Source organism: Chryseobacterium viscerum (assembly GCF_025949665.1).
Taxonomy (GTDB): domain Bacteria; phylum Bacteroidota; class Bacteroidia; order Flavobacteriales; family Weeksellaceae; genus Chryseobacterium; species Chryseobacterium viscerum_A.
The window spans coordinates 395264-414267 of record NZ_JAPDFT010000001.1; the positions used below are offsets into that span (position 1 = coordinate 395264).

The 19004-nt window shown below is 35.6% G+C and carries 25 protein-coding genes; 8 read left to right on the forward strand and 17 right to left on the reverse strand.

Going from position 1 to position 19004, the window contains the following annotated elements; all coding sequences use genetic code 11:
- Window positions 1-175 precede the first annotated feature (175 nt).
- The 5 genes from tyrS to OL225_RS01870 all read right to left on the reverse strand — a co-directional run bounded on the left by tyrS (window position 176) and on the right by OL225_RS01870 (window position 4449).
- Entirely contained in the window at window positions 176-1378 is a 1203-nt protein-coding gene (gene tyrS / locus OL225_RS01850) for a tyrosine--tRNA ligase (RefSeq protein WP_264517085.1), read from the reverse strand.
- 479 nt (window positions 1379-1857) lie between these two features.
- Entirely contained in the window at window positions 1858-2448 is a 591-nt protein-coding gene (locus OL225_RS01855) for an NAD(P)H-dependent oxidoreductase (protein ID WP_264517086.1), read from the reverse strand.
- 76 nt (window positions 2449-2524) lie between these two features.
- Window positions 2525-3343, reverse strand: a complete 819-nt coding sequence (locus OL225_RS01860) for a helix-turn-helix domain-containing protein (RefSeq protein ID WP_264517087.1) — start codon at window positions 3341-3343, stop codon at window positions 2525-2527.
- A gap of 10 nt (window positions 3344-3353) precedes the next feature.
- Window positions 3354-3851, reverse strand: a complete 498-nt coding sequence (locus tag OL225_RS01865) for a GNAT family N-acetyltransferase (protein ID WP_264517088.1) — start codon at window positions 3849-3851, stop codon at window positions 3354-3356.
- Complete coding sequence (locus OL225_RS01870; RefSeq protein ID WP_264517089.1) at window positions 3829-4449, reverse strand: TetR/AcrR family transcriptional regulator; 621 nt, start codon at window positions 4447-4449, stop codon at window positions 3829-3831. Before OL225_RS01870 ends, OL225_RS01865 begins: the two co-directional genes overlap by 23 nt.
- A 100-nt stretch (window positions 4450-4549) precedes the next feature.
- On the opposite strand from OL225_RS01870, the gene OL225_RS01875 reads away from it, so the two are divergent.
- The 4 genes from OL225_RS01875 to OL225_RS01890 all read left to right on the forward strand — a co-directional run bounded on the left by OL225_RS01875 (window position 4550) and on the right by OL225_RS01890 (window position 6934).
- Entirely contained in the window at window positions 4550-4684 is a 135-nt protein-coding gene (locus OL225_RS01875) for a hypothetical protein (protein ID WP_264517090.1), read from the forward strand.
- Complete coding sequence (locus OL225_RS01880; protein WP_264517091.1) at window positions 4684-5043, forward strand: hypothetical protein; 360 nt, start codon at window positions 4684-4686, stop codon at window positions 5041-5043. Before OL225_RS01875 ends, OL225_RS01880 begins: the two co-directional genes overlap by 1 nt.
- A gap of 236 nt (window positions 5044-5279) precedes the next feature.
- Window positions 5280-5855 carry a Crp/Fnr family transcriptional regulator gene (locus tag OL225_RS01885; RefSeq protein ID WP_264517092.1) on the forward strand — a complete coding sequence of 192 codons (576 nt, stop codon included), beginning with the start codon at window positions 5280-5282 and terminating at the stop codon, window positions 5853-5855.
- A 59-nt stretch (window positions 5856-5914) separates the two neighbouring features.
- Window positions 5915-6934: an NAD-dependent epimerase/dehydratase family protein gene (locus OL225_RS01890; protein ID WP_264517093.1), complete on the forward strand. Its 1020-nt coding sequence runs from the start codon at window positions 5915-5917 to the stop codon at window positions 6932-6934.
- Window positions 6935-6947: 13 nt separating this feature from the next.
- On the opposite strand, the gene OL225_RS01895 is transcribed toward OL225_RS01890, so the two are convergent.
- Both OL225_RS01895 and OL225_RS01900 read right to left on the reverse strand, forming a co-directional pair.
- Complete coding sequence (locus OL225_RS01895; protein ID WP_047378851.1) at window positions 6948-7571, reverse strand: hypothetical protein; 624 nt, start codon at window positions 7569-7571, stop codon at window positions 6948-6950.
- 152 nt (window positions 7572-7723) lie between these two features.
- Window positions 7724-8050, reverse strand: a complete 327-nt coding sequence (locus tag OL225_RS01900) for a VOC family protein (RefSeq protein ID WP_264517094.1) — start codon at window positions 8048-8050, stop codon at window positions 7724-7726.
- Window positions 8051-8252: 202 nt separating this feature from the next.
- Between OL225_RS01900 and OL225_RS01905 the strand changes: the two genes are divergently transcribed.
- Together OL225_RS01905 and OL225_RS01910 are read left to right on the forward strand one after the other, a co-directional pair.
- Window positions 8253-8816, forward strand: coding sequence for a TetR/AcrR family transcriptional regulator (locus tag OL225_RS01905; RefSeq protein WP_264517095.1), 564 nt, complete (start codon window positions 8253-8255; stop codon window positions 8814-8816).
- 40 nt (window positions 8817-8856) lie between these two features.
- Window positions 8857-10254: an MFS transporter gene (locus OL225_RS01910; protein WP_264517096.1), complete on the forward strand. Its 1398-nt coding sequence runs from the start codon at window positions 8857-8859 to the stop codon at window positions 10252-10254.
- An 18-nt stretch (window positions 10255-10272) separates the two neighbouring features.
- Here the strand turns inward: OL225_RS01910 and OL225_RS01915 are convergent, their stop codons facing one another.
- The 9 genes from OL225_RS01915 to OL225_RS01955 all read right to left on the reverse strand — a co-directional run bounded on the left by OL225_RS01915 (window position 10273) and on the right by OL225_RS01955 (window position 17222).
- On the reverse strand, window positions 10273-11319 hold the full coding sequence (locus tag OL225_RS01915) for a serine hydrolase domain-containing protein (RefSeq protein WP_264517097.1): 1047 nt from the start codon (window positions 11317-11319) through the stop codon (window positions 10273-10275).
- A gap of 164 nt (window positions 11320-11483) precedes the next feature.
- The gene (locus OL225_RS01920; protein WP_264518680.1) at window positions 11484-12215 is read right to left on the reverse strand and encodes a class I SAM-dependent methyltransferase; all 732 of its coding nucleotides are present in this window, start codon (window positions 12213-12215) and stop codon (window positions 11484-11486) included.
- A gap of 268 nt (window positions 12216-12483) precedes the next feature.
- Entirely contained in the window at window positions 12484-12897 is a 414-nt protein-coding gene (locus tag OL225_RS01925) for an SRPBCC family protein (RefSeq protein WP_264517098.1), read from the reverse strand.
- A gap of 3 nt (window positions 12898-12900) precedes the next feature.
- The gene (locus OL225_RS01930) at window positions 12901-13404 is read right to left on the reverse strand and encodes an SRPBCC family protein (protein WP_264517099.1); all 504 of its coding nucleotides are present in this window, start codon (window positions 13402-13404) and stop codon (window positions 12901-12903) included.
- A 51-nt stretch (window positions 13405-13455) separates the two neighbouring features.
- Window positions 13456-13776: an ArsR/SmtB family transcription factor gene (locus OL225_RS01935; protein ID WP_129042068.1), complete on the reverse strand. Its 321-nt coding sequence runs from the start codon at window positions 13774-13776 to the stop codon at window positions 13456-13458.
- 153 nt (window positions 13777-13929) lie between these two features.
- Entirely contained in the window at window positions 13930-14130 is a 201-nt protein-coding gene (locus tag OL225_RS01940; RefSeq protein ID WP_264517100.1) for a YqaE/Pmp3 family membrane protein, read from the reverse strand.
- Between the two features lie 28 nt (window positions 14131-14158).
- A complete protein-coding gene (locus OL225_RS01945; protein WP_047378844.1) occupies window positions 14159-14542 on the reverse strand; it encodes a tetratricopeptide repeat protein in 384 nt (127 codons plus the stop codon).
- Between the two features lie 95 nt (window positions 14543-14637).
- Window positions 14638-15057, reverse strand: a complete 420-nt coding sequence (locus OL225_RS01950) for a DUF1801 domain-containing protein (RefSeq protein ID WP_264517101.1) — start codon at window positions 15055-15057, stop codon at window positions 14638-14640.
- Between the two features lie 146 nt (window positions 15058-15203).
- Window positions 15204-17222 carry a M3 family metallopeptidase gene (locus OL225_RS01955; protein ID WP_047378842.1) on the reverse strand — a complete coding sequence of 673 codons (2019 nt, stop codon included), beginning with the start codon at window positions 17220-17222 and terminating at the stop codon, window positions 15204-15206.
- Window positions 17223-17433: 211 nt separating this feature from the next.
- Between OL225_RS01955 and OL225_RS01960 the strand changes: the two genes are divergently transcribed.
- Window positions 17434-17964 (forward strand): SRPBCC family protein, encoded by a 531-nt coding sequence (locus tag OL225_RS01960; RefSeq protein ID WP_047378841.1) that lies wholly within the window; start codon window positions 17434-17436, stop codon window positions 17962-17964.
- 34 nt (window positions 17965-17998) lie between these two features.
- On the opposite strand, the gene OL225_RS01965 is transcribed toward OL225_RS01960, so the two are convergent.
- Window positions 17999-18358 (reverse strand): DUF805 domain-containing protein, encoded by a 360-nt coding sequence (locus OL225_RS01965; protein WP_047378840.1) that lies wholly within the window; start codon window positions 18356-18358, stop codon window positions 17999-18001.
- A gap of 131 nt (window positions 18359-18489) precedes the next feature.
- Here OL225_RS01965 and OL225_RS01970 point away from each other — a divergent pair, with 131 nt between their 5' ends.
- Window positions 18490-18939 carry a hypothetical protein gene (locus tag OL225_RS01970; RefSeq protein ID WP_047378839.1) on the forward strand — a complete coding sequence of 150 codons (450 nt, stop codon included), beginning with the start codon at window positions 18490-18492 and terminating at the stop codon, window positions 18937-18939.
- Window positions 18940-19004 lie beyond the last annotated feature (65 nt).

Genomic DNA, 19004 nt, shown 5'->3' on the forward strand with positions numbered 1-19004 from the left:
AAGAGAACGAATATATTGAAATAAGTTGAAGGAGTGAAGCCGGAAGCTGCTTTTGTGTTGAAAGGAACTTTTGCTTTTTTAATTCAACAAATGCTTTTAAAAATATTTCAATTAAAGAATTCCGGAAGTTTATTGTCTTAGAGAGCTTCTTTCTTCCAGCTCCCACCCTCCAGCTTTACCCCACAAGCTCAAAGAAGCCTCTTTTCCCTATTTTTATTTTAGTTTGGGGGATTAGTTCAATTTCTTCGTTTGAGTCCGTTATTTTGGTGGTATTGATTTGAATTCCTCCATTTTCAATTAACCTTCGGACTGCCGATTTGCTGAGGTCACTTTTAAGCTGATGACAAAGCTCCACAAGTGATATTCTGTTTTCAATACTATTTAAAGAACCAATAACAACGGGCTCATATACTTTCTCTTCAAAATTTTTATTCTGAAACTGATTGATAAAGAATTGCTCTGCATTTTCTGCTGAAGCTGTATCATGATATTGGCTGATGATATTTTTAGCAATGATTTTCTTAATATTCATAGGATTTTCGCCTTCTGTCATTCTTGAAACAAGAGTCGTTTTTTCTTCCATTGAAAAACTTGTGGCCAGGTTGATAAATTCTTCAATCAATGCATCCGGAATAGACATAGTTTTTCCAAATATCTCATTAGGGTCGTCTGTCAGTCCGATAATATTGTTCAGTGACTTACTCATCTTTTCCTTTCCGTCAAGGCCTCTCAGTAAAGGCATGCACATGACGATTTGGGCTGGCATTCCATGAACTTCCTGAAGCTGTCTTCCCATTGTACAGTTGAAAAGCTGATCCGTGCCGCCCATTTCGATGTCACATTTAATTTTTACAGAATCAAAGCCCTGAAGAATTGGGTATACAAGCTCATGCATGGCAATAGGAGTGTTTTCTGTAAATCTTTTATTAAAATCATTGCGGTGCATCAGTTGAGCAACGGTAACTTTTGATAACAGTTGGATAACCTCCGGAAAGCCAAGGGAATCCAGCCAGTCAGAATTGAAGACAATCTTTGTTTTCTGAACATCAATTACCTTAGATAATTGGTTGATGTAAGTCTGGGCGTTATGCTGTACATCTTCAGCACTTAAAGGTTTTCGGGCTTTATTTTTTCCTGTAGGATCACCGATTCTTGCTGTAAAGCTTCCTACCACTATAATGATCTGATGTCCCAGATCCTGAAATTGTTTCAGTTTTTTTAGCACTACTGCATGTCCCAGATGCAGATCCGGAGCAGTAGGATCAAACCCTAATTTGATGGTGAGTTTTCTGTTTTCTTCTTTAGCCTGGGCAAGCTTTTCTTCCAAACCGTTTTCAGGTAGGATGATAGCCACATTTTCTTGTAATAAATGGATCATGTTGAATAGTTTTAAAATTGAAAAACCCGGACAGGTACTGTCCGGGTTCTATATATACTTTAGATTATTTTATTGAATTACAGATATAGAAAGTCTTCCCGAACGATAGCCCGGAGTGTAATATTCACTGAAGAATGGAAGACGTAATATGCTGTTCAGATGTTTCATTGTAATGTAAATATACAGGAATTTCCCGAGGATCCAATATTTAAACCATTAAGACGCATTGCAGGGTTATAACAAGATCTGTTTTTAAGAAAAAACTTAACCATCCATCAATCTTAATGGCTTAAAATAATGGTTCAAAACAATTTTACTTGCGATTTTTGAAGCTAATTTCATGCCATAAATCCCTTAAAAGCAAAATACAGGATAAAGATGTAAAAACTATATTTTATAATTTTCTTTATCAACTTATAAGTATTGATTGGTAATGGGTTAATGGTCTGTTTATCAGTGTTTATCTTCATGGTTGTTATTTAATAGTTAAAGGCATGTTCAGAGTATAAGTTTTTAATTTGATCTTTCCAGATCTCAAAATCTCCGGAAGTAGCTTTATCTGCCTTATCAAAAAATAAATGTCTAATGATTTCCAGCCCGGAGTAGATAAAAATTCCGTTATCAGAGGTTAAATTGAGTGCTTTATCCATCCCTGTTTTTTCATATTCTTCATGAGATTTTCCATGAGTGTTGATAATCACAGTCTTTTTACCTTTCAGAAGTCCCTTTTGTATACCCTGATCATAACGGTAAGCAAAACCATAACTGAAAACACGGTCTATATATCCCTTCATCATAGCGGGAAGTCCGGTCCACCAGATAGGATAAATGAAAGTGATCTGTTCTGCCCATGAAATATATTCCTGTTCAATTTTTACATCCTCAGATACTTTTCCCATGCGTTGTTCCTGCATATCAGTCAAAGAAAGTACAGGATCAAAACCAATTTTATAAAGATCTCTCACCATGATCTCCTGATTACGGGACTGAAGCGATTCAACAACAGTATTTAAAAGATGATGATTTAAACTGTTTTCATTAGGATGCGCGTAAATTATTAAATGTCTCATTGTCTTGATTGTTAAGATTAATGAGACAAAAGTAGTATGGTATACTTTTCAAAAATTGTAAGAAAACGAAAATAGTCTATTTAGACTTTGGATTGCAGATGTCCTGCTGGAATTTTAAATACTGAGCAGGAGAAATGTTGATAAAATGTTTGAAATCATGAATAAGCTGGCTTTGATCATAATAACCGCACTCATCAATGATGGTAAACCATTTCACTTTACCCTGTTTTCCGGTTTCCTTTTCAATGATTTTTACTGCTTTTAAAAAACGGTTATAGCGGTTAAGTTCTTTTAAGGAATAGCCAAACTGTTCTTTCTGTTTGCGCTGTATGTTCCTTTCTGTCTGTTGAATTTGCTCTGCAATTACTTTAACAGGGTTTAAGAGCTCATTCTCAAAACTGCTCAAAAGCCTGCTGGTAGTATTCTGATGCTGAAGATAGGGTCTGCAGAATTCAAGAATATGATTCACTTGCTCTGTGGTTGAATCTAATTTTGTCAGCTGATGCCACAGATCTGTAAAACAATTTTCCTCCAGCAGTTCGTCAGGATGTCTTACCGATTGTTCAGTGGATATTTTTCCAAAAAACCTGAAGAATGCATCATCTTTAAAATTTGCCGCAAGAATGGAGCAACCTGTCGGAAGTGTATATTCAAAAGCTTGCCTCACGGGTCCGAATACCACACATTTATCAACACCAATGATTGTTTTTTCCCGGGTAGACATCGTGGCGCTTGCTCCAAAACAGAATAACAAAATAGTCTGATATGTTGGCAAAAGAGTTTTTGTAACCGGTATATCAGAAGTATTTTCAGCAAAATAAAAATGAGTAAATACATTTTCAAATTCCTGAGGAACTGAAATTCTAAGCTCATTATATTCCGGCTGTAATTCCATTATTCAGAAATTAAGAGATGAGATTTTTTGCCATTTTGTAATTGGTAAGTATAATTTCTTTTACCTTGACAGTCTGTTCCTGAACAACTTGAAAACCCATTTTTTCAAAAAAAAGTCTGGCAGTTTTGCTTACATCCGCTGTGAGCAGTTTCTTATATTGCTGCAGAGCTTCTTTTTCAATTACATTATAAAGCGCGGATGCAATACCTTTTTGCTGATAATCTTTGTGTACAAAAAACAGATCAATATAGTTTCCCCCATCTAGTGTGCAGAAACCTACGATCTGATTTCCATTTTCAGCAATTAAAACATATTGGTTGCTAATCACATTCATCCATCTCTCCTCATTCTCTGCACCGGATTTCCATGCTTCGAGCTGTTGAGAATTATAGTCTTTTTTGCATACTTCATCTATAGTAGCTGTAAAAAGCTCCAGCATTTCAGGGAGATCTTTCCTGATCCCTTTTCTGATGGTAATACTTTGACTATTGGATATAATGTTTTTCATAAAGTTTTTGCTGTTCTTTATTGAGAAGCGGATAAAAAAGATTCATCTGAAGAAGTGTATAATGCTGTATTGCTTCTTTGGGACTGAGCTTTAAGATAAGTCTGTTGTGGGTAAGCCAATTGTCTGCAATAATGAAAATCTGCTCAGTAAGACATTCTACAATAAAACAGGGTACATCTTTCTGAAAAACATTACTCTTTTGAAGGTCTGAAAAGATGATCTGAAATTCTTCTTTTCTACTGAAATTGATCCCCTCATATCTGGATTCTATTTCAGGAATCTTGTTAAGTATATCTATAAAATTAATAAATACAAAACGGTAAGAATAAAAGATTTCACAGGTAGAATAGGTAAACTCATAAAGATCATCCAGTGTTTTATTCTCCATTTTTTTCATTTGGTTCAGCAGCTCATCCATTTTCAGGGTAAGTTCTGAGAAAAGGATTTTAATAATGTCTTCAGAGTGTGTGAAATGATAATGCAGATTGCCCGGACTGATGCTGAGTTCAGCCGCAATATGCCTTGTGGTAATATTGTTATATCCCTTTTCATTAAATAATTCCAGTGCTTTAGACAGAATTTTATCCTTGGTCTTCATACCTCAAAGATAAGAATATAAGAGTGTATATAAATCATATTTTCAAAATTAGAACAAATGTTCTAATTTTGATATATTTGCAATGTTAAATCATATGGCAATGGAAGGTAAACAAAAATTCAATTATGAATCAGCAGAAAGCACTGAAAAGGAAAATAAAGCAGATCCTCAGGAAGTTATATCAAAAATACTGCAGATAATTCTTGGGGTAATAATGGCAGTACTTCACATGTGATGAAAAGAGGAATTTCATATTGGTTTCTACTGGGACTGACAGCCTGGGGAGTGATAGTTTTACTGAGACGAAACGGAATTTATATTCCTGTTATCAATGATTATTTTACAGATGGTATTACTGTCCCTATGTATTGTTATCTCATAGAATTTATAATGAATTCTGTCTTAGGCTATCAATGGAGCCCAGATTTGAAATTTGTATTGACGTCCGTATTTTATCTGTCTTTTTTGTTTGAGGTTCTTTGTCCGAAACTATCTGCGGACTTTACCGGAGATTTTTTTGATGTACTGGCTTATTTTGTCGGAGGAATGATATATTATTTTGTTACAATAAGGAATTGGGCTGTAAATAAATAAAAAAGCCAACAGATCACATCGTAAAGGAGACTGCTGGCTGGGGTATAGTTTTTATCCTGGTTCAATAATGTTTACTAATCTTAGCGACTGTTTTTCTCAACAGCTTTCTTTCGATTATGTATACAAGACAACTATTGAATCCGGAATGTTACATGAACAGATGAATATTTTTTAAACTAATACATTGGAAAGCTTTCTTTTGGTAGCTTTGTAAAAGACTCAAAATTTTTACTTCGATGCATGACAAGCTTTTACACTACATCCAGTCTGGCCATGACTTTACCAATGAAGAAACAGAAGCTGTTCGACAATATTTTGAGCCTATGGTGTTTTCAAAAAATACTGTGATAGAAAATGCAGGGAAGGTTCCTCATTATCTTTACTATATTGTTTCAGGCTATCTCAGACTTTTTTATAATGACCAAAATGGCAGTGAAATTACTACTCATATCAACTGTCCCCCTGGATTTTTTACTTCATATTCAGATTTTATCAATGGTACGGTTTCTGAAAATAATGTGGAATGCATTACAGATGCTGAGCTTTTGAGAATTTCAAAAACAAATCTGGATTATCTGACAGGCAAAAGTCAGGCAATGAAAGATTTTAGTATTTCAGTTTTTCAACAATCAATTGCTTACAATGAGAACCGTTCGAGAGAATTGTCAGCTTTGAATGCCAAACAGCGCTATCTGAAACTCATGAAAGAATATCCGGAAATTATTCAGAATGTTCCTATCCAGCACATCGCCTCATTTTTAGGGATGAAACCCGAAAGTCTGAGCAGAATCCGGAGAAAAATAATTAACTAACAAAAGTCAAGTGGCTTCGGGGACGGGAAGATGAACTTTGCAGCATTAAAATCTATGCAATGACAAAGAATCATTTAAGTCTTGTTTCCGGAGCAAATGGGCATCTGGGAAATAATTTAGTCAGATTTTTACTGAAACAGGGGCTACCGGTGCGTGCGGCAGTAAGAAATACTCATAACGAAAAACCTTTTGAAGGGCTGAATTGCGAGCTGGTACAGGCTGATATTACAGATAAAGCTTCTTTTGTAAAAGCCCTTCAGGGTGTGGAAACCTTCTATGCAGTAGGTGCGGCTTTTAAATTATGGGCAAAAAATCCAAAAAAAGAAATCTATGATGTAAATATCGCGGGAACCAGAAATACTATCGAAGCAGCAGCGGAAGCGGGTGTGAAGAAAATAGTGTATATAAGTTCTATTGCCGCACTCAACTATACAACATTACCAACAAGAGAAAGTAATGGCTATAACCCGGACCGCAGAGATATGTATTATAATTCTAAGAATGACGGTGAGAAACTAGCTTTTGATCTGGCTGCAAAATTGGGAATAGAACTTGTTTCCGTGATGCCTTCTGCGATGATAGGCGGTGAAGCTTTTTCTCCGTTGAATGTTTCCTATGGAGTATTGAAGCTTATCCTGAACAAGAAAATTCCGGTGGATACCAAAATTACCCTGAACTGGGTAGATGTGAAAGATGTGGCGGAAGGATGTTATCTGGCAGCAGAAAAAGGACGTTCTGGTGAACGTTATATTCTGGCCAATGAAAAATGTATGACCATTACTGATACCACTATTTTAGCCAATCAGCTTTATCCTGAACTGAAACGTGATATTCCCCGTTCTGTACCTAAAGGAATTTTATTCAGCATTGCTGCCATTATGGAATTTACTGCAAGACTCAGTGGGAAAGCTCCGGTACTCACAAGAAAAGATATTAGCATGTTTTCCGGATTACAGCAGGATTTTGATATTTCCAAAGCAAGAAAGGAGCTGGGATTTAATCCCAAAAGCCCTGAACAGGCTGTGAAAGAAGCATTGGATTATTTAATGAAAAACCCTGAAATTTTAAAAGAGACCTGAAAAGTCTCTTTTTTTATTCCTGCTCGAGCTTGATAATGGGACCTTTGTAAAATTTGGTCAGATCATACAAATCAGCAAAATGATGCTGAAGGTCCGGGATGATTTTTCCATCAAATTCTTTAGAATCACATTGGTTTTCTGCCAAAAGATATAAAGATTGATTGTCCGGTTTCAGGTATTCACAAAGGATATTATTCTGATGTTGGTCTTTATTGATAATTTCTGTGAGAAATATTCCGTAGATCAGAAACTGATTGAAGTTTTTGGAATCCACAATATAATTCATATCCTGTTTCAGGAGTTTTTCATAGTCTGAGAGAATCTGAAGAAAGTTTTCGGCATGAATGGTCGTAGGTATTTCATAAAAAAGATCAATACCATTGATGTAGAGCTGGGTTTTAGCCTCCTCATGATCTGAAGAATATACTTTACTAAACCATTGAAAAATAAGCAGAAGCTCCTCCTGGGTAAGTTCTTCTACAGAATCCTGAACCTTTTTTTTAATATTCTCAAGCGTATCTTTTGCATCAGATGGTAGGAATTTTAGAATATTTTCCTCTTCACGTTCGAGCTTATTGTACAAATTAATTTTGGCAATAGTAGGGTTGGTTTTGATGAAATAAAGTTCTTCTGCCATGGGTATTTATCAGATAATCTTTTGTAAATGGTTATTGAAAGATACAAAATATGCATCAACTTTGTTTAAAAAAATAATATGCATCAAATGGTATAGCTATTTTACAGTTTCATGCAGTGCAATTCTGTTTCCTTCTGAGTCTTCAAATTCTGCTACGGCGAAACCATACTTTTCATCGTTTCTTTTAGGATAAAGGACAGAACACCTCCATGTTGTACAACCTTTTCCAATGTATGGTCAATACTCTCTGTTTTAAAATAAATAATGACACCGCTTTTGGAAGGCTTATAAACATCTCCTTTAGCCAAAGCTCCTGTAATGCCGCTGTTTTTTTCCTCAAAAGGAAACAAAGCCATCTCATAATGGTCGATGATTTCTTTCTCAAAGCTAAAGTTGAAAACAGCAGAATAGAATTTTTCTGCACGTTCCAGGTTCTGCACGGGGATTTCAAAGTATACAACAGGATTGGTCGGGTTCATATTTTTTACAGGGTTAGGTTTCTGTGATTGGCTGCAAGATACGGTTATCATTAAGAAGAATATGAAAAAAACATAGTGATTTCATGGCAGGAAGTTTAAAAGACAAAGATTATTTCTATGATCTAAAAGAAAATTTTCATCTGTATTTTAAAAATAGATAGACCTATCTATTTTTTTATTTATATTTGTAAAAATTTTCACAATGAAAAAAGAAAAAGTACGCGAAAGAATTATCAGGGTAGCTTCAGATTTGTTTTATAAGCAGGGGTACAATTCTACAGGAATAAACCAGATTATTGCAGAAGCTGATATTGCCATTGGCTCGCTATACAACCATTTTTCATCTAAAAATGACCTTCTTCAGGCGTATCTCATCAAAGAAGAATTTGGCTGGTTTGAAGGATTTGAAAAAAGTATCTCCAAAATTTCTGCTCCGAAAGAAAAACTTCTGGCACTTATTGATTACAGGAAAAAACTACAGCAGACCTCTAAGTTTGCAGGTTGTCATTTTATAAAGATAGTTTCTGAAATAGGAGAGGGAAATCCATCTGTCTCCGATTTTGCCAAACAGCATAAAGAAAAACAGAAAGATCTTATTAAAACACTAGTAACAGAATATGGAACGAAGGAGCAGCTTAACGATATTGATTTAATCGCAGAAAATATTTTCCTGTTAATAGAAGGGGCGGTTGTAACATCCACCATCAACAAACAGAATGATTCTTTTGATCAGGTAAAAAAAATCGTTCAGGGATTACTGTCCTGATTTTTTTTAATATTAAAAAAATAGATATATCTATATAAAAATGAAACATAAGTATTTGAAATTATTGGTTGTACTATTTGGTCAGTTGCTGACGATTATGGATATTTTCATCATTAATGTATCTATACCTTCCATACAACGTGATCTTCATGCTTCCAATGGAGAAATGCAGTTTATGATTGCAGCTTATCTTATCGGATTTGCTTCTTTTCTGATTACAGGAGGCCGGTTGGGTGATCTATATGGAAGAAAAAAGATTTATGTCATTGGGTTAATAACTTTTATGGTGAGTTCCATTGCTTGCGGAATTTCTGCAGGAGCAGAGCAACTGGTCATTTCGAGATTTATACAGGGGATAAGTGCTGCAATGATGGCTCCACAGGTACTTTCCATGATTCAGATTTTATTTCCTGTTCACCATGAACGTACAAAAGCAATGGGATGGTATGGAATTACTATTGGAATAGGTACCATCGCAGGTCAGTTTCTTGGGGGATACTTTTCGTCTCTTACGATTATGGAAGAACCCTGGAGGCTTATTTTTCTGATGAATATTCCTATATGCCTGCCGGCAGTTTTCATGAGCCTGAAATTATTGAATGAATCCAAAACTTCAGCAAAGGAGTCTTTTAATATTGGAGGTGTTGCTGCACTATCTGCAGGCCTGTTTTGTGCTACCTATGCCCTGACGATGTCTGAGCATGAAGGTTTTCATTTCAAAAATGCTTCATTGATGTTTATTTCAGCCGGGATTATTTTCGGTTTTATGAAAAATCAAAAGAAGAGAATACAAAATGAACAATCTTATCTGATTGATTTTGAATTGTTCCGTTATAAAAATTTCAATCTGGGTATCGTGGCCGTTTCCTTCTTTTTCATTATGCTGGATTCCTATTTTTACATTTTGTCGCTTTTTTTTCAGGATGGATTAAAGATGAGTCCGTTAGAAGCCGGAGAAATTATTGTTTTTCAGGGGCTTGGGTTTATACTGGCATCCGCAGTTTCTGTAAAATTGATTTTGAGATATGGGAAAAAAGCCCTGATTGCAGGGCTCAGCTTTATCATTGTTATTCTTATTCTTCAGCTGTTTTTATTCAGAATGCAGACCGGTTTTCTCATGTTCTGGCTGCTGCTGTTTTTACATGGGCTGGGAGTAGGTTCCATCATTCCTTCACTGGCGAATATTGCCTTGTCGGGTATGTCTGAAAAGCTGATTGGAAATGCATCCGGAGTTTATAATACCTTTCAGCAGATTGCCGCCATCATCGGAATTGTGGCTGTAGGAAGTGTTTTCTACTACTTTCTGGGAACGAAACCTACAGTACAACATTATCACCATGCGTTCTCAGTTGCAGTATTGATCAACATTCTCTGTCTGATTTTTGTAATAGTTTCTGTTTTTAAAGTTCCGAATCATGTTCTCCCTGAAAAGAGGTAAATGATAATCTGGATTATTTTATGGCTTTTTTGATGAGGTTTTGATTTCATTCAGAGTTGCTTTCGCAATATTTCTGGTAACTTCAGTCGGGGAGTGGCAGTCACAGTTGCTGAATCCTATCACATAGACATTTTCGCTTGGAATATAAACGCCCATGCTTTTAAATCCAAATACACTTCCGCCATGTTCCCGGTCTGGTATACCATTAATATCTTTCAGATGCCATCCATATCCATAGGTAAATTCTTCACCATTGTTCAGCTTATATTTCTGAAATGCTTTTTGGGCTTCTTCTGGATTCAGCAAAGTATTCTGAAGCAAAGCCTGTTGCCATTTCAGCATATCATCTACGGTAGACATCAATGAACCGGAAGAAAAAGGAACACTGAAACTGATAACAGTTTTATTGACGAAGCCCTGTTCTTTTTTGTGATAACCATAGGCTCTTTGAGGGATCACTTTTCTGTCAGAGGCATAATAAGAATGAGACATTCCTGTTTTATCAAAAATATTTTTCTTAATAAAATCTTCATAAGAGGTTTCGGAAACCAGTTCAATGATATGGCCTAACACGACATATCCGGAATTGTTGTAATCAAACTTTTCTCCTGGAGCAAAATCTACAGGTTCATTCTTGAAAAAATCAACCATTTCCTCAGGCTTCATCTCTTTTTGAGCAATAGAAGAAATGGATTTCATTTTGGTGAAATCTTTAATTCCTGACGTGTGGGTAAGAAGATGATGAATGGTAATTTTGTCCCCGTTAGGATAATTTCTAAGGTATTTGGAAACAGGGGCACTGACATTAAGTTTTCCTTGTTGTTCCAATATCAGAACAGCCACGGCTGTAAACTGCTTGGTCATAGATCCGATCTGGAAAACATTATCCGGTGTCATATTAACGTTGAGTTCAATATTGGCTTTTCCAAATGCTTTCCGATAGAGGATTTTTCCATTTTGAGTAATCAGGAAAACACCACCAGGCTCATTTTCACTCCTGAATTCTGTCAGGATAATACTGTCAATTTTCTTTTCATATCCTTTTGTAGGAATCTGAGCATCCATTCTATTGCTTAAAAACAGGAGCAATATCAAGAAGGAAATTAGTTTTTTAATAATCATATTTCTATACTTTGTTATGCAAAGATATGATTATTTATTATTACTATGTTATACAATATAGTTGTTTTGTTTTTTGTTTGAAAAGCTAATGACGTAGTTCTAAGAAACTATTTTTCAACAGAGATTAACAGCATCATCGGTCTGCGGAGTTCTTCTTTCATCTCAGGGATTTCTTTTAACATTTCCTGGCCCGGTTCCGGCTCAATAATCTCTTTGATTTTAAAACTCTGTTTTAATAAAGTATTTAAATAAGAAGTTAAAGTACGATGGTATTTGATCACATTTTCTCCTAAAAAAGTAGTATCTCTTTTTCCTTCCATAAAATAACGGTCTACGGGCCAGCAGGTTTTTTCACCGTTTTTATCATATACCCAGTCCTGACCGCCTTCTGCCGTGAAAACAGGATGTTCCACCGAAAACACAAAAGATCCGCCAGGGCTAAGCCACTTGTAAATATGCTGAACAATAGTATCGAATGATTCTACATAATGCAATGTGAGTGAACTCAATATGATATCAAATTTTTCAGCAGGATAATCAACATCTTCCAGAGCTTTTCTTTCATATCGGATTCCTTCCAGATTATTAATTTCCTGAGCTTTTGCCAGCATTCTTTCCGAAAGATCGATTCCGATCACGGATTCTGCACCATTTTCCATGGCATAGCGGCAGTGCCATCCAAAACCACATCCAAGGTCAAGAACATTTTTCCCCTGAAAATCAGGCAGCATATTTTTCAATGTATGCCATTCTCCGGCTCCTTCCAAACCTATCTGTGAACGGAGCATTTTTTCGTATTGGTCAAAAAATGACGGACTGTCGTATTTATTTTCTTTCATAGCTTCAAAAAATTGTGGTTCTTTAATTAAAGTCATTTTGACTTTTTTACCTATCCATGTCAAGGTTTTAAACCTTGACATGGATTTTAGTTAAGACTTTGAAAATTTTCAGCTCATTAAAGAAGTATCATTCCTGCAAATCATTTAATGAACACGAGATCTACGTAAATTTACGACAATTATATCAGAATTCAGAGGCTGCTGATCACTGAAAAAAGCTGAATGTTCTACACTCAGCTTTATTTCATTATTTCTCAATTGAGAATTTTTAATTCGATTCTGTATACTTTTTGAAATTATCAAGAATAGCCTGCCAGCCTCCTTTCTGCATTTCTTCAGGATTCTGGTTTTCCGGATCGAAAGCTACATCTACATGAGTTTGGCCTTCTTTTTCTTTAAAATCAACTTTTACCTGTCTTCCGTCCGGCATGGTATAGGTGAAGTTTTCACCGTTTTTAATTTCATCATAAACCGCTTCAAAGTCGAAACCGAAACTTCCGTCTTTAGCTTCCATTCTTGCAGCATATTTCCCTCCTACTTTCATATCGTTGGAAGCAAAAGGACACTGCCATGAAGGGTCAGCAAAGTTCCATTGGGTGATGTGTTCAGGATTGGTGTAATAATTCCATACTTTTTTTGGATCTGCATTTATGATGGCAGAAACTGTGATTTTGTGGCTCATTTTTTATTGATTTAATGTTAGTAATAATTCGTCAAGTTTTTCTAATGTGGCTATCATTCCCTGTTCCATTCCCATTTCGATAATGGTTTCCAGATCGGTTAATGATTGATAGGTGACAATAGTTTCCACAAGGGTATTTTCATTTTTATCTGTGAAAGTGACCAGCCATTCAGCCTGAGGTAAATCTGTGTTTATTTCTCCTTGTTCATTGCAGAACGCATCACCTGAAGTATAGGAATCAACCGGATTAATCTTGTGATAGCTTACCCAGCCCCAATATTCTGTTCCGTTGGGTTCTACCATAGCATAATGCCAATGTCCGCCTTCACGGAATTCCATTGATTTTGTTTTTGTGGTCAGTGGTTTCGGAGCAAACCATCGGTCAAGAAGTTCACTCTTTGTGTAACAATCCCAAACCATTTGTCGGTTGGCCATAAACTCACGTCTGATAGTAAGTGTGTTCTTTTCCTTGTCTGCAAGAAAATCGAACTGAAGATGATGTTTCATAATATTATTTTTATAATTTGTTTTGTTAAAATGATAGTAAAGTATTAAGCTTTATTTCTGCTGGCTTTTCAATGTTGCCAGTAAAGTGTCTAGTTGCTCGAAGCGGCTTTCCCAGATTTTTCTGAACTGTTCCAGCCAATGATCTATTTCTTTCATTTTATCAATTTCTAAAAAGTAATAAATTTCTCTTCCCTGTTGATTTTGGGTAACCAGTTCACATTCAGTCAGGATTTTAAGGTGTTTTGAAACCGCTTGTCTTGTCGTGTCAAAATGTTCTGCAATTGCATTGGGTGTCATCGCTTGTACTGCTATCAACGCAATAATTGCCCTGCGGGTAGGATCTGCTATTGCCTGAAAAATATCTCTTCTCATAAGTATCAATTTTTAAATGAAACCATATGGTTGCAAATATATATGCAACTTTTTGGTTTCGCAAGTTTTTTTTGAAAAAAATTACAAATCAGAAGTTATAAATTAAAATGTATAGAATGTAACCGGTTGTTAGTGGCTGATTTGAAGCGATATTTACTTTTGGTTTTTACGCATCGCTTTAATCAGCTTGTCATTCCGTTTATCAGCTCTTTCATTGTTTAAAGAAAGAACAGCCCAAATGGCGGCAGGAAGCCATCCGATCAGGGTGATCTGTAAAATAAGACAGATAATTCCGGTGAAAACTTTTCCACGGACGATGAAGGATAAGAAGGGAAGTAATATGGCCAGTAGCATGATTTTAAAATTTTTATTGTAAAGAATTTTAACGAGATTGAGGATCAAAATATGCTTTAAAAGTAAGCGGATCTTCAATGGTATCTTCAGCTTCTTCAAGGTATTCCAAATACTCTTCCTGATGTTTTTCCATGTAGATAAGCACAATAGCGAGGTTTACAAAAAGATTTTTGTCTTTAGAACCTAAGTTTAAAGCCTTTTGTAGATACTCCAGAGCCTTTTCGTTTTCTCCCATATCGGAATAAACAGCACCAATATTCACTAAAGCCGAAGTGTTTTCAGGGTCAATCAATAAAATTTCATCTAATTCTTTGACTAATAAATCATTCAAAGTATCCCAATGGTCTTCATTTTCCCATCTTTTAGCCTGAAGTTTTTTTACGTTTTCTAATCTTAGTGGTATCGTGCTCATTATTTAAAATTACAGAATGGATGCTTGCTTTGTTTCCTATACAAATTTAGCTTTCTTAGAATAGATCTGCCAGTTTTTTATAAGTTAAAAGAATTTTATCCTTTAAGCCCATCCAGTATGGCAGCTTTCAGGATTTCAATATTGATATCTTTCAATGCCTTGAATTTAATGCAATATCCGGTTACGCTGGCTTTACCTATTTTGTCTCCATAGGCTGTAGACAAATAAGTTTTATCATCAATGTTGAGAACATAAATTGAGATTCCGGTGGTATTGGCACTCATTCCGATTTGATAAAAATCCCGGGTTTTTCCGTCGGTATATTGAATGGTATAGAATCCATATCCGATATTGGGGTTGGAAACTGTTTTATTTTCACTGTTTTTACCATCGAGAAACCAAAGCTGGCATTCCGGCATAAGTTCCAGAATGATGTGGTGCAGTTCCTGCATATCATTGCGTTTCTTTTCAGGCTGGCTGTTGATATAGTTTTTGATTTGTTCCTGGATGGTCATGTGAAATTAGAATTAGTTTTTGATTGTAGATGGGCTAATTTACAAAATTTCATAAAGCGTTATATGCATAATGATGAAACAAAAAGAACAGCAATTGCTGTTCTTTTATATTTTCTTTTTCCTGATCTGTGAATCAGTTTTTATGGTTATCCAAATGCTCTTTTCAATAAACTCTCTACTTTTGGCTCGCTGCCTCTGAAGCTTTTATAAAGTTCCATTGGATCTTTCGTTCCGCCTGAAGAAAGCAATACTTTATATTTGGCTGCAATCTCAGGATTGAAGATTCCGTTTTCTTTGAAATACTGGAAAGCATCCGCATCCAGAACTTCTGCCCATTTATAAGAATAGTATCCTGCAGAATATCCGCCCTGGAAAATATGGGAGAAACTTGGGCTCATTGCCGTTTCAGCATTGGAAGGATAAAGAGTGGTCGCTTTGGTATACTTATCCTCAAAATCCTTTATACTTTCATTTTCCAACTCTCCAACTTTTGTATGATAGTTCATATCCAGAAGCCCGAATCCCAGCTGTCTTAAAGTTTGATAACCTTCCATGAAATTTTTAGACTGTTCTATCTTTTCAATTTTTTCGTCAGGAAGTACTTCTCCCGTTTTATAATGCTTAGCAAACGTTTTTAAAAACTCCGGCTCATAGCAGAAGTTTTCCAGAAACTGAGATGGAAGTTCCACAAAATCCCATTTTACAGAAGTTCCGGAAAGGGTAGGATACTGAGTATCCGCCATCATTCCGTGAAGAGCGTGCCCGAATTCGTGGAATAAAGTCGTTACTTCCTGGAACGTAAGTAAGCTGGGAGTATCTTTTGTTGGCTTGCTGAAGTTACAGACAATAGAAATATGCGGACGTGAATTTTCACCGTTTTGCTTATACTGATTTTTGTAGCTGGTCATCCATGCACCGGCTCTTTTCCCTTTTCTTGGGAAATAATCAACGTATAACAGAGATTTGTAAATTCCGTTCTCTTTCACTTCATATACTTTTACATCTTCGTGGTATTTTGGAATATCATTTCTTTCCTCAAAAGTCAGCCCGAAAAGTTTTCCAGCCAGCCCGAATACAGCATCCTGCACCTGGTTTAGTGGAAAATAAGGCTTCAATTCTTCATCATTAAGGTCAAATTTAGCCTTACGAAGTTTTTCAGCATAGAATGTGTGGTCGTAACCTTGCATTTCATCAATTCCGTCTGCTTTGGCTAAAGACTTTAATTCTTCAATTTCTTTATCAGCATAAGGTTTTGCTTTCGTTAAAAGTTCGTTTAAAAAATCAAGAACTTTTACCGGAGACTTTGCCATTCTTTCTTCCAGAACAAAATCTGCATAGTTTTTATACCCAAGAAGCTCGGCTTTTTGCTGCTTTAAATTCAGAAGTTCTTTAATCAGATTCTGGTTGTCAAATTCTCCGCCATCGAAAGACTTTTTACCATTGGCTAAAGCCAGTTCCTTTCTCAGTTCACGGTTTTCAGCATACGTCATGAACGGAATATAGCTTGGATACTGTAAAGTTACTACCCAGCCTTCAAGGTTTCTTTCCTTAGCTTCTTCAGCATATTGATCGATGATGGCTTCAGGAATTCCCGCAAGATCTTCCTTATTGGTGATATGTTTAAAATAAGCATTCGTGGAAGCCAGTACATTTTGTCCGAACTGTAAAGACTTTAAAGAAAGATCCATGCTGATTTTCTTTAATTTTTCTTTGTCTTCCTCATTCAATAAAGCTCCGCTTCTTACAAAACCTTTGTAAGTCTCATTTAAAAGCATTTCCTGTTCTTCGTTAAGATTATAGTTTTCCTTTTCATCATATACTTTTTTGATTTTGTTGAAAAGGGCTTCGTTCTGAGATATTTTTGATGAATATTCAGTTAAGATCGGAGAAACCTCCTGAGCAATCTGCTGAATTTCATCGCTGGTCTCTGCAGAATTTAAGTTGAAAAAAATATTTGAAACCACATCCAGCTGCTCTCCCGAATATGCCAATGCTTCAATAACATTTTTGAAAGTAGGTGCCTCAGTATTGTTGATAATGGCATCAATTTCGGCTTCGGACTTTTGAATCAGTTCTTTAAATGCCGGAAGATAATCTTCATTTTTAATGCTATTGAATGGTGCCGAATGATATGGAGTGTTAAATTTTTCAGTTAAAATATTCATTTTTTAATCTTTTATATAAGGTAAATGTAATGATTCATTGGGAATCACAGCTGAAATGCTCAAAAATAATGCCTTACTCACAAGTTATGACAAAAATACTTATCTTTAAATAATCTTGTCATATGGAAAGTGGGAGTGATGCGGGAATATTTAATTTTGAGAACAGATTTAAAAGTCATTATTAAAATAAATAACCTTAAATATATAGACTATGAAAACACTCTTAAAAATTATTGGTACTATCATCGTGCTGATTCTCATCTATGCTGTAATTGCGATGCTGGCTTTCAGTAAAGATTATCATTATGAAAAATCTATTGTGATCAATGCACCACAGGAAAAAGTATGGACTTATGCGGGTAACTTAAAAGGATATAACCAATGGGATCCTTTTTCTAAAGCTGATAAAAACATTGTCATTACTTATTCAGGAAATGGAGATAAAGTAGGAGATTCCTATCACTGGAAAGGAGATAAAAATGTGGGAGAGGGTGAGCAGTCCATTACTGAGCTGATACCCAATCAAAAAATGGCTACCAAACTTCACTTTGTAGAACCATTTGAAGGAAATATGAAGGCTAATTTCATTATGACACCTGAAGGAAGCGGAACAAAAGTAACATGGATGATCGATAATGAGCTAACTCCTATGATGAAGATTATGAAACCGCTGATGAACAGTAATATGGATAAAATGTTTAGTCAGGGTCTTGGTGATCTGAAGAAACTTGCTGAAAAATAAAATAAAAGCCTTGTAAATTTACAAGGCTTTTTTATTACAATTCTTTCTTACCAATCTCGTTGATTGAGCTATAGTTTCCTTCCCCTTTAGGATTTGGTCCGTATTCATTTGGTCCGTGGTCGCTGTCTGCAAATAACATCCATAAACCATACAAAGGGATTAATTGAAACCAACCTGAATTTCCTCTGTCGTGACATCTTTTTGTTCCCTGTGCAATAAGAAACCAAAGAAATGGAATCAGTAAAACGAAGAATACAAAAGTAACACCGCCTGATGGTTCGTTACTTTGAAAGTAGATATTGAATGGTACAGAAAATACCAGATATAGAAGATAGGACAATCCATACTCTGTCCTTCTGATTCTTCCATTAAATGAAAATGGTGCTTTAAACATGGTTTTAGTTTTAAAAAAGGCAAATCTAGAAATATTTTTTTAAAGATAATGGCTGTTTGTGGGCATTATTTTCTATAAAGTGAAAGAAATATTATTCTAAAAATATTATCTTTATATAAAGAATAGATTGTATGGAGAAGATCGTATTTGAAAAAAGTGATATCAGAGACTTTGTGAAAACTACCATCGCAGAGAAAATTGAAAAGCTTAATAACTTTATCGAATTTACCCTGGAAGCCAGCCGTGATATTAAAAAAACTCCGAAATATGACAGCATGAGAGAAGAGATGCAGGAGGAGATTTATCAGATGCAGAGACAGCTTGGGGCTTTGAATGATCTTAAAAGAAATATGGCAAAAGTTCTGAATACCGCTACAGAAAGAGTACAGCTTGGCTCGCTGGTGATCACCAATAAGGCCAGGTTTTATATATCAGTGTCATTAGGGGAGTTTTTTTTTGAGGGAGACAGGTTCTACGCCATCTCTCCCGAAAGCCCTATGGCCAAAAAAATGATGGGGATGAAGCCTGGCGATGAATTTACCCTGAACCAAATCCATCAGAAGATTATAGAGGTTTTGTAAAAGTAAAAAGTAATTTTGATAATTCTCTATTAAACAGTCAAACATTAAACTTCTTTCATTCTGCT